Here is an 11,799-nt window from a genome sequence, read left to right on the forward strand (position 1 = left end):
GGCTTTTTTATTCGCTAAGCGGTAATGAATTTATCAACAAACTTTGTCAAAGGTATCGCTCGGCTGTAATGGAAGCCTTGCATATAATCACATTCTAAGTGACTTAGTTCTTGTCCAACATTTTGATTTTCTACCCCTTCCGCCACCACACTGCAGTTTAAGCTTTTGGCTAAAAACAGTGTGGATTTTACTATTGAGTGATTGACGGACCCAACACTCATATCCGTAATAAATGAACGATCAATTTTTATTTGATTAACTGGAAGCTCACGTAATAAAGAAAGAGAAGAAAAGCCTGTGCCGAAGTCATCAATACTGAATCGAAAACCTATTTCACTTAACTTAAGCATCATCTTCTTACCAGCATACAGGTCTTTCATCATGGCGCTTTCTGTTATTTCAAACACTAGCTGGTCCACGCAGGATGGGTCTTTTTCACTAAATTTCAGGGCCAATTGATACACAGCGTCATTTTGTAAATCTTGAGCAGATAGGTTGATATGCAAGCAACCAGTGAAGCCACCTTTTTTCATTTCCTGTAAATCTAAAAACGATTTATTCAAAACCCAAGCCGTAATTTCACCAATCAAAACGCTCTGCTCGGCAATGCCAATAAATTTATTCGGCGAGATGTAACTGCCGTCCGTTTGAGGCCAGCGGATAAGTGCCTCTGCACCATAAATACTGTTATCTGGGTTCACAATAGGCTGATAATGCAGCTCAAACTCTTCCCTTTCTAGTGCTGCTTTTATACCTGTAGAAATAACAAGTTTTTCACTTCCACCAGCATTAAACTCATCCCTATAAAGTACATATTTTTGACGATGCTTTTTAGATTCGTACATAGCAATGTCTGCTTGTTTCAGTAACTCATCTAATTCGGTCGCTTGGTTCGGGAATAGGCTAACACCAATACTCAGATACACATTGATGTCATAGCCCATTACTTGAAAAGGCTGTTTTAAGGTGTCGTGAATAAGGTCCACGACGTGAAGATAAGCTTTCTCTTCATTGGTGTTCACAATTAAAGCAAACTCATCACCGCCCATACGGGAAACAAAAGTGTTAGAGGGTAAAAGCTCTCTAAAACGAGCCGACACTGCAATTAATAATTCATCGCCATAATGATGGCCTAAAGCATCATTTACCTGCTTAAAGTTGTTTAAATCAATCGACAATAAAGTGAATGGTGTTTGGCTTTCTGCATATTCCGTCATGCGCTGCAAAATATGCTTTCTATTGGGCAAATCGGTCAAACTGTCATGCAAGGCGTTGTGGCGTTCTACATCAGCGACTTCTTCCAATTTGATAATGCTTTTATGGCTCAACTTACTCACCACAAAAACAAACATGCCACCACCACATAAAATACAAGAAATGACAGCATAAATCAGACCTGTCGCTGGCTGGCTAAGCTGAAAATAAAGCATCCCGCCATAACCAAGAATAAAAAGGACAATTAAAAAAAGTAGGATATTCCAACCTAAGCCCTTATCCCTAGAGCAAATATCATAGGTAGGCCTCAGGCTTAACACCAACGCCACCATGCCCAGCAAAATCAACGAGATATAAATCCAACTCATGACACTATCTATCCATAATAAGAATTTATGTTCTATTTTAAACTAACATTAATTAATAAACGATCAATTCAGGGCAAGACATAATAACTTTGTATAAGTTATGAGTTTCCTTCCATTTTTTACATAATACTCTTTTCCTTATCTACGACATTTTGCCGTCGTTAGGAGAAATAGTGAAAGATCAATTAGGACTATGAATAAAAAATAGCGCCTAACTTAGGCGCTATTTCAGTAGAAACAAAAGAGGATAGAGAGCTTGATTTACTTTGAGATCGAGAACTTATTGTCAAATTCACGGAGCAAATACAGCATCACGATCGCAGCTAACATCGGCCACGCTGCGAAGAAGAGAAGATTTGATGGCCCCCAAGGATCCATATAGCGACCGAATGACACCAAGGTCGAACTCAAATGCATGATCAAAATGACCAGTGTGACCCAACGTTTTTGGAAGCCAATCAAAAAACTCAGTATAAGAGCCAACTGCAAGCCGCCCAGTAAATAAGAAACGCCTGAGCTTAACTCTGGAATAGAGTAAAAAACTTTAAACACAATGGCTGCGTGTTCAGGGTTAACGAATTTATCCAGTGTCCACATTAACAAGACAATAAATACCCCTAGACGTAACCCTAACAAACTCCACTCTAGCTTCTCTCGTGGTACTGCGACATCATTTTTCATGAATAAAGCCTTTCTTTTAAATATGCAATTTGAGAGGTAACAACTATAGAAGAATCAAAAGCATGCAAATTGCTTCTTAAAACCTCTATCAATCACCTCAAGAAAGGTTTCATGGTAAAAATAAAAGAAGATCGAAACAATTAGCCACAGTTCATATGAACATTCTTATCTTGTTCAAGAGTTTGTGAATAAATTGATACTAAAAAGGAAGAATATGTCATATACATATCTAGTTATATTAAAGCGAGCTGAAATATTAATGATCAATTGCCAAAACGCGTAACGCCACTCCCGCCGCTGATGTTCGATTTTCAACGCCCAACTTTGGAAAGATTTGCTCTAAATGCTTATTCACAGTACGCGGGCTCATTTCAAGAATCTCAGCCACTTCCCGATTGGTTTTACCGTTTGCAATCCAATGCAAAACTTCTGATTCCCGATCCGTCAGTCCAAGCTCAAGCTTCAACAATGTTGGCCCCGTGGGTTTATTACCATCTTCCAATTTCAAGAGCACTTCTTTCTGCTCTGTCAGCCCCATCATTTTCAGCGCTAAGGGATAGTCTAATCCAGTTAGCTTCAACACATTACCAACAGCCGGCTCATGGGCTAGCCATAAACGAATTTGTAACGCCATTTCGCTCTGCTGCCAATCATCACTGACTCGCGCCTTGGCGAGCAAGGCATAAGTCTGAGGAGTCGCCCAGGCAATCACACCTGCATGAGTGGTTGTCATCAAATGCTGCCCCATGCTGTCGAGCGCCGATTGTGCGTTGTTGCTTAACCTCGCATTCGACAAATGCACTCGCATCCGAGCAATCAATTCATTGGGTTGAATGGGCTTGGTTAGATAGTCCACGCCACCTGCCTCTAACCCTCGGACAATGTCATCCGTCTCACTCAAACCTGTCATAAAAATAACAGGAATAGATGCCAAGCTAGGATCCGCTTTAAGTTCTCGACAGGTCTCGAAACCGTCCATATTCGGCATAATGGCGTCGAGCAAAATAATGTCTGGGCGAATACGTTTCGCAATGGTTAAGGCTTGCCTTCCTTCTAATGCAACGAGAACATCCATATTAGCTGTTTCCAAAGTATCGTGAATCAGGCTCAGCGCATCTGGCGAGTCATCAACCACTAATACAATGTCGCTCTTACTGTTGGGTTTCATCATTAGACTTCCGGTTTAAAAAGCACATCATAAAGAATGTTGTTTTAAATATTGGACAATACCGTCGAACTGAAAGCTTTGGTACAAACTTTCCAATTGCTGCTTATGTGCCAATGCAATCACGTCCGATTTATCCATTTGATCAAGCACACCTCGAACCCCTTTTTTGTATCCCATTTCCGCAAAAGCCATAAGTTCTCGAACACTTTCATGATCAGGAATTTTCGCCACAACCGAAGTTTCCTCGTCATCTTGAAAACTGCTTTCCGAACGTAAAATAGGTTCTTCAGAAAAAGCGATCGAATCTATCTCCTGATAATCCCATTCAAGGCTCAACAAATATTGAATGGTTTCAAGCAGCATACTATTACTAATAGGTTTCACTAAATATCGATCAAATGCAGCTTGTTCATCTGGCTCACGCTGGTTCTCTTGTGCATCAGCAGACAGCATCACAATAGGTACAGAAACACCTTGATCACGCAGCTTCTTCGCCAGCGTCAATCCATCCATACCTGGCATAGAAACGTCTAAAACAAACAAATCAGGAGCAGCAGTTTCCAACTCTTCCAAACACATTTGAGCGTCATTCGCTTCCAATACATTAAAGCCAAGAGGCACTAAAATATCCGATAAAAGACCACGAACAACAGGATCATCATCCACCACCATTAAAGTACGTTGATAACCTCGATAGCTCACAATGCGCTTATTTTCCGATGCAAAAGACTCGCCTTGGCTCACCCAAGGCAACATTAGACTCACTCGAAACTCGCTACCTTGGCCAACCACAGACTGTGCTTTTAAATCACCACCCATGATTTCAGTAAGCAATTTCACTATCGTCAGCCCTAACCCAGTACCGGGTAAATTCCCTGTACTAATGTCACGCACTCGCTCAAACGGATCAAAAATACGCTGTAAATGTTCTTGTTTTATTCCTAGCCCAGTATCGCGGATAACAAAATCGGCCACCTGATTACGATAATTCACTTCAAACAAAACTGTGCCTTTTGGTGTGTATTTCACCGCATTTGACAACAAGTTAATCAATATTTGACGAAGTCGCTTTTCATCCGTCACCACATATTGAGGTAAAGGCGCAATGATCTTCGACTTGAACTCAATGCCTTTTGCCTGAGCTTGCATCGCAAACATGCTGTTTAATTGGTCTATCAGTTTTGGCAAATCGACCGTATTGCGATACAGATCAAAACGACCCGCTTCAATTTTTGAAATATCCAGCAAACCTTCAATTAAGTTTGCCAAATACAAGCCACTGCGTTGAATAATATCCAATCCATTTTGGTGACCTGAAGGCGTATTTTCCTTTTTCAGTAGCAACTGAGCATAGCCAATAATCGACTGTAACGGAGTGCGTAATTCGTGACTGATCCCTGTGAGGTAACGGCTTTTTGCTTCGTTTGCTTTTTCAGCTTGCTCCTTCGCATCCTGCAAGGCTTTATCTGTTTCTTGGTGAGCATCAATCTCACGAATCAACTTACGAGTTTGACGATTCGACTCTTTCTGAGCGACCACTCGACTTTCATGGGCAAGTAAGAACAACCAAGACAAAACACCTGAAACAATCAATAAGGTGAAGAACAAGGCAAACATAGTATCTTGCAATAACGCCTCGCCTTCGACTGTACTGGGTGCCATTTGTCGGTAAATCAACATCATTAAAGCCGCATTTATGATGTTAATCCCCGTCAACAAAGACAAAAATCGGCCGAACCGAGACTTCAATGCTTTCACCAAATCTCTAGGCAGAAACAGCTTAAAAAAGTAATCACTTTGCTGGCTAATACTGGCTTGTGGCTTGCAACTGTCTAAACAACGCACATCCAAGGAGCAACACAAAGAACATATCGGCAGCATATAAGCTGGGCAAAAACTCATGTCTTCTGTTTCAAAATCGTTTTCACAAACCCCACACGTCAGCGTCACATAATTAATCTTGGTTTTCTCAGCCAACTCCACCATAGGAACCAGTTCTGGGCTTTGACGCGCTAGATAATATTTCCCCTTGGTAAGCCAAGCAATTAAAGGAACAAATACAAAACAGCTACCAAGGGAAATAAAGTGACACAAGCTTTTTGCCACTTCACCAAAGACACCCAAATAGCTCACCAAACCCAATACAGTCGCAATCAACATAGAACCCGTGCCAACAGGATTTATGTCATAAAGGTGAGCCCGTTTGAACTCCACATAATTTGGGCTCAAACCCAAAGGCTTATTGATAAGTAAATCCGCTGACAAGCTGCCCAACCAACTCACTGCACTAATGGCAAACACGCTCAATATGGCACCAAGCGCTTGATAAATACCGAGTTCCATCAGCAACAAAGCAATGATCACATTAAAAACTAACCACACTACTCGACCTGGATGAGAGTGAGTTAAACGAGAGAAGAAATTGGACCAAGCAATCGAGCCCGCATACGCATTGGTCAGGTTAATTTTCATCTGACAGACAAACACAAAAACCGCGGCCAATATCAATGCGCTTGTCGGAGAATTGGTTAGAAAATAAAAAACGCGCTGATACAAATAGGTTGGATCTGTCGCCTGTATCGCCGTTGCACCGTCCGAAATGGCTAAATAAGCCAAAAACGACCCTAAAAGCATTTTAATTGCGCCAATAAACACCCAACCAGGACCCGCTAAAATGAGCCAAAACCACCAGCGTTTCCGATTTTGCTTCGTCTTTTTCGGAAAGAAGCGCAGGTAATCGACCTGTTCGCCAATTTGCGCCATCAGAGCGAATAACACAGAAGCGGCGGAACCAAACAAAATCCAATCAAATCCAATGTTGGCGGATAAATGTTCAGGAGTGTATTCCGTCCAGCCTTCAAATTGCTGGTATTCCTGCACAACCTGAGAAAGAACAACGCCCACTGCGGCAAACTGAAGAACGAACCAAATCCATTGTGTACCATTTTGAAAGCGACTAATGGCTCGAATTCCGTGCGTCACGATTGGAATCACAAACAAAGCAGAAAGCGCATAACCAATCTGCAAAGGAATACCGAGTAGTACCTCCATAGCCGACGCTAATATGGCCGCTTCTATGGCAAAAAAGATAAAAGTGAAAGTGGCATAAATAAGCGACGTAATGGTTGAACCAAGATAACCAAAACCCGCACCACGAGTCAGCAAATCAATGTCTAACCCATGTTTCGCCGAATAATAAGCAATCGGGAAACCAGTAACGAAAAACACCGCCAACACAATAAGAATGGCGGCGACCGCATTGGTAAAACCGTAACCTAAGGTGATAACCGCCGCCAAACCTTCTAACGCCAAGAAGGCGGCGGCGCCAAGCGCAGTATGCCCGACCCGCTCAATACTCATGGTGTGACCTTGCTTGGAAGTGTAACGCAATGCGTAATCTTCCATAGTTTGGTCAGCAACCCACTTATTGTAGTGGCGTCGCACTTTAAAGATTTTCTGCGCAGCGGGCATATTTACTCACGATTAAAAATGAAAACACCAAAGTGAAGACGAAAAATTACGCAACACTCAATAGCAAACCTGTCGCCGCAATCATAGAACCACTAACACGAAGCATCATAGGTGACGCAAAGCGTGTCATCAGTTGTCCTAAACCAAGCCCAAGAGCATGCAATCCCGTTGTTGCAACGACAAAGCCCAACGCATAGTGAGCACTGTTGGCATCAACCGGCATTTCTACTCCATGAGCTGCACCGTGGAACAAGGCAAAGCTACCCGCAACCGCCACACAAGCGATAAATGGCAAACGCTTAGCAGCGAACACCAAGGTGCCTAAAACAATCACAGAAAGCAGAATGCCTTGCTCAACAAAAGGCAAATTCAAACCGGCAAGCGCTAAGCCACCGCCAGCCAACATAGTCAGCACAAACGCCGTCGGTACAGCCCACAAAGCACGACCTTTCATACTGGATGCCCACAAACCAATCGCCAGCATCGCCAAAAGATGATCTAAGCCACCCAAAGGATGAGACAAACCACTCATGAAACTAGAAGTATGTTCGTGCCCAGGATGCGCAAACGTCATGCTAGAAACCAATAGAAGTGCCGCTGCTGTCATACCTTTATACATCAATGAAACCATCGTTTTCTCCTAATCATTCTTTTCTTAAATAATCTTTAAACGACTGCTTTTGCAGGCGGTAACTCTTTTACTTCTAGCATGCCTTCAGCCACAATAAACTGGATAATGTCATCCAGACCTTGCGCTTGTTTCAGGTTAGAAAAAACAAAAGGACGATCGCCACGCATCATTTTTGCATCACGATCCATGACATCCAATGAAGCGCCTACCAAAGGTGCCAAATCGGTTTTATTAATGATCAATAAGTCCGACTTAGTAATACCTGGTCCACCTTTACGAGGAATTTTATCCCCTGCCGATACATCAATAACGTAAATAGTTAAGTCCGATAATTCAGGGCTAAAAGTCGCACTCAAGTTATCACCACCGGATTCAACAAACACCACATCCAGTTCACCGTGACGCGCTAATAATTGGTCAATCGCCGCCAAATTCATCGACGCATCTTCACGAATGGCTGTGTGAGGGCAACCACCCGTTTCAACACCGAGAATACGGTCTGCATCCAGAGCCTGATGCTCTGTTAGGAACTTTGCATCTTCTTGGGTGTAAATGTCATTTGTCACAACCGCAATATTGTAATGCTCGCGTAGGGCAGAACATAAAGAGCGTAATAAAGCTGTTTTGCCTGAACCAACAGGGCCGCCCACTCCAACGCGTAAAGTTTGTTTTGGTTTACTCATACTGTCTTACTCTCATGTATTGTTACTCTAAATTAATTTGCTGTTATCTTTATGAGCGAAACAGCCTTGAATACTGTGTTTCATGCTGGGCGCTGGCAATGGCAATCATGGGTAATCCAGCGCCAATACGATCTTCTTCAATGGTCAATGACAGTGAAATCGCTTGGTGAATATCTCCCTGCAATTCCCCTAATAATTCTTGTGCTTGAGTCTGCCCTAAAGGCACGAGTTTTGTCGCCGCTGCAATTTGATTTTCTAACCAAGACCAAGAAAACCCCAATGCCGCAACATCGAATTTTAATGTCCAATGAGCTGCCGCAATCGCAAATAGAGGAACAAAACTCATCACCTCGCCACGCTCAAAAGGCGTCTTTATGTCCAAACTTCCCATCAGTCGAAACAAGGCTTCACCCATTGCCGTATCATTCAAGCGCAACTCTTTGGTTTCTCGACAAGCCAAAACGAGGTCATTCAGTTCTTTTAATCGTACTGAGTCTTGTTGTTCTGCTGCCAGCATACAAAGGCGCAAGACAGGCAAATCGACCCGAGCCACAGATTGTTGCATTTGCAAACCGACCCAATCTAAAACATCGGCTTTACGCTTCACCCAACCTCTATCAATGGCATATTCCATGCCTTGTGAAAACGCATAACCGCCCACAGGCAAGCTCACACTGCTTAGCTGTAAAAGACGTAATATGCTGGCGTCAGTGGTGACTATGGCCATGACTGTAGGCTCCAGATTCAGGAATAAACACCGCTTCTTCGTGGGTAACTACCAAGCCTAACAAGTGCAGCATATCTTCTAAAACGTGGTCAGGCTTAATACGCAACCAACGCTCACCAACTTGAATTTTGGTGTGACGATTTCCTAAGTGATAACAAGCTTTGGAAAACGCCAACCAATCATCACAACTGGCGTGAGCCACCGCTTCGACTGCGCCTTTAACCTGAACGATTTTGCCGCATTCAGACTTTAGAAACTCCCCAACTAAAAGAGGCTTCCCGCGCTCCAAAAACACTCGCACTTCTTCCTTGTTTTCACCCACTAACTTAAGGCGCCCACGATCTCGTTGTTCGTGCGTTAAGGTCACAGTCGTGTAGACTTCATCATGGCAATGGGTGCCTAATCGTTCGTATATATCTAGCATTTCAAGCTCCAAAAAAGCCTTGGTAAAAGGCCTTTCTAAAAAAGAGTATAAAGCTGAGCAAGCGGTAAAGTTTCCGCAGGCTCACAGGTTAATAGCTCGCCATCCGCACGTACTTCGTATGTTTGTGGGTCCACAGTAATATCTGGCATCCACGCATTATGAATCATGTCTTTTTTCGATAAGTTACGAGTGTTTTTGCATTCCACCAAAGTGCGCTCTAACCCAAGACTTTCTTGCAAGCCATTATTCAATGCAGCCTTAGAAACAAAAGTCACAGAGGTTGCTGCTGCAGCTTTCCCCATGGCACCAAACATAGGTCGATAATGCACGGGCTGCGGCGTAGGAATGGACGCATTTGGATCACCCATTGGTGCGCTCGCAATCATGCCACCTTTGATAATCACGGAAGGTTTCACCGCAAAAAAGGCCGGTTTCCATAAGATCAAATCCGCCAGTTTACCTGGTTCAATCGAGCCAACTTCGTGGCTAATACCATGAGTGATCGCTGGGTTAATTGTGTATTTGGCGATGTAACGCTTCGCTCTAAAGTTGTCTGCGCCCAGCTCTTTATCTTCTGGCAATAAACCAAACTGCTGTTTCATTTTGTGAGCCGTTTGCCAAGTACGCGTCACCACTTCACCCACTCGCCCCATGGCTTGAGAATCAGACGAAATCATCGAAAACGCACCACGATCATGAAAAATATCTTCCGCAGCAATGGTTTCCTTACGAATACGAGAATCGGCAAACGCCACATCTTCCGCAATATTGCTATCAAGGTGATGACATACCATGAGCATATCTAAATGCTCATCTACTGTGTTGTGAGTGTAAGGTCGCGTTGGGTTGGTAGAAGAAGGCAAAACATTGGGAAAGCCTGCCGCGCGAATAATATCTGGTGCGTGGCCACCGCCCGCGCCTTCCGTGTGATAAGTGTGGATCACACGGTCTTTAAACGCTGACAATGTGCTGTCAACAAAGCCAGATTCATTCAAGGTGTCTGTATGTATCGCCACTTGCACATCATAAGCTTCCGCAACAGACAGACAGCAATCAATGCTGGCTGGCGTGGTGCCCCAATCTTCATGCAGTTTTAGACCACAAGCGCCGGCTTCTAACTGTTCTTCTAATGCTTCGGGTAAGCTAGCGTTACCTTTACCAAGAAAGCCGAGATTCATTGGCATATCGTCTGTCGCTTGGAGCATTTTGCCAAGATACCAAGGTCCCGGTGTACAAGTAGTGGCTTTCGTGCCCGTCGCTGGCCCTGTTCCGCCACCAATCATTGTCGTAACACCCGAGGTTAACGCTTCTTCTACTTGCTGAGGGCAAATAAAGTGAATGTGCGCATCTATACCACCCGCGGTGAGAATCGAACCTTCACCGGCAATGACTTCCGTTCCAGGGCCAACAACGATATCAACGTTGTCTTGAACGTCGGGGTTGCCTGCTTTACCGACTTTGGTAATGCGGCCGTTTTTGACACCCACATCCCCTTTTACAATCCCCCAATGATCTAAAACCAAGGCATTGGTAATCACCAAATCTACGGCGATATCATTGGTAACTTGGCTTTGCCCCATACCATCTCGAATGACTTTGCCGCCGCCGAACTTTACTTCGTCGCCATAAGTAGTGAAGTCTTTTTCTACTTGAATCCAAAGATCTGTATCGCCCAAACGTACTCGGTCACCTGTGGTTGGGCCAAACATTTGTGCATAACTCTGTCTGTCCATTTTCGTCGTACTCATTGGGCGTCCTCCGTCTCAAGTTTTCCCATCACATCACCACGGAAGCCATAAATGGTTTTCGTGCCAGCGTATTCCACCAGTTCCACTTCACGACCTTGGCCTGGCTCAAAACGAACCGCTGTGCCAGATGCGATATTTAAACGAAAGCCTTTAGTGGGCTCACGATCAAACGTCAGCGCAGGATTTACCTCATAAAAATGGTAATGGGAGCCGATTTGAACTGGGCGATCACCCATATTTTCAACACGGACTTTAAGCGTTCTGCGGCCTACGTTCAGTTCAATATCACCTTCCGCAACCTGTATTTCACCTGGAATCATGATGTTTCTCCTTCTCTTTTCAGGAATCAAAAAAGGAACTAATTGATCGGGTTATGGACTGTTACCAACTTAGTGCCGTCTGGAAATGTCGCTTCTACTTGTACTTCGTGAATCAAATCCACCACGCCATCCATCACTTGGTCTGCACTGAGCAAGGTTTTACCGTAACTCATTAATTCAGCCACGGTCTTTCCGTCACGAGCACCTTCGATAATTTCCATGGTGATGTACGCCATGGCTTCAGGATAATTGAGCTTAAGCCCACGATTTAAGCGACGTTCAGCCAATAAGGCGGCTGTAAACACCAATAATTTGTCTTTTTCTCTTGGAAGCAATTCCATATTGTCACCTTCAGAAACGAAA

The 11,799-nt window shown here is 43.8% G+C and carries 11 protein-coding genes; all 11 read right to left on the bottom strand.

Annotated elements, in window-relative coordinates; all coding sequences use genetic code 11:
- Positions 1-14: 14 nt before the first annotated feature.
- Entirely contained in the window at positions 15-1,583 is a 1,569-nt protein-coding gene (locus AC0L46_RS06015; protein ID WP_473506525.1) for a putative bifunctional diguanylate cyclase/phosphodiesterase, read from the bottom strand.
- A gap of 261 nt (positions 1,584-1,844) precedes the next feature.
- Positions 1,845-2,264 (bottom strand): hypothetical protein, encoded by a 420-nt coding sequence (locus AC0L46_RS06020; protein WP_414681358.1) that lies wholly within the window; start codon positions 2,262-2,264, stop codon positions 1,845-1,847.
- Positions 2,265-2,520: 256 nt separating this feature from the next.
- A complete protein-coding gene (locus AC0L46_RS06025; RefSeq protein WP_473506527.1) occupies positions 2,521-3,435 on the bottom strand; it encodes a response regulator in 915 nt (304 codons plus the stop codon).
- Positions 3,436-3,459: 24 nt separating this feature from the next.
- Entirely contained in the window at positions 3,460-6,903 is a 3,444-nt protein-coding gene (locus AC0L46_RS06030) for a hybrid sensor histidine kinase/response regulator (RefSeq protein WP_473506529.1), read from the bottom strand.
- 46 nt (positions 6,904-6,949) lie between these two features.
- Complete coding sequence (locus tag AC0L46_RS06035) at positions 6,950-7,534, bottom strand: HupE/UreJ family protein (protein WP_414681355.1); 585 nt, start codon at positions 7,532-7,534, stop codon at positions 6,950-6,952.
- 35 nt (positions 7,535-7,569) lie between these two features.
- A complete protein-coding gene (ureG, locus tag AC0L46_RS06040) occupies positions 7,570-8,217 on the bottom strand; it encodes an urease accessory protein UreG (RefSeq protein WP_473506531.1) in 648 nt (215 codons plus the stop codon).
- A gap of 49 nt (positions 8,218-8,266) precedes the next feature.
- A complete protein-coding gene (locus AC0L46_RS06045; protein ID WP_414681353.1) occupies positions 8,267-8,944 on the bottom strand; it encodes an urease accessory protein UreF in 678 nt (225 codons plus the stop codon).
- A complete protein-coding gene (ureE, locus tag AC0L46_RS06050; RefSeq protein WP_317005105.1) occupies positions 8,925-9,368 on the bottom strand; it encodes an urease accessory protein UreE in 444 nt (147 codons plus the stop codon). Before ureE ends, AC0L46_RS06045 begins: the two co-directional genes overlap by 20 nt.
- Positions 9,369-9,403: 35 nt before the next feature.
- Positions 9,404-11,116: an urease subunit alpha gene (gene ureC, locus AC0L46_RS06055; protein ID WP_473506533.1), complete on the bottom strand. Its 1,713-nt coding sequence runs from the start codon at positions 11,114-11,116 to the stop codon at positions 9,404-9,406.
- Positions 11,113-11,436 carry an urease subunit beta gene (locus tag AC0L46_RS06060; protein ID WP_317005107.1) on the bottom strand — a complete coding sequence of 108 codons (324 nt, stop codon included), beginning with the start codon at positions 11,434-11,436 and terminating at the stop codon, positions 11,113-11,115. The genes ureC and AC0L46_RS06060 overlap by 4 nt, the downstream gene beginning before the upstream one ends.
- 38 nt (positions 11,437-11,474) lie before the next feature.
- Complete coding sequence (locus AC0L46_RS06065) at positions 11,475-11,777, bottom strand: urease subunit gamma (protein ID WP_067013674.1); 303 nt, start codon at positions 11,775-11,777, stop codon at positions 11,475-11,477.
- Positions 11,778-11,799: the final 22 nt, after the last annotated feature.

It is taken from the genome of Marinomonas sp. 15G6-16 (assembly GCF_055809555.1).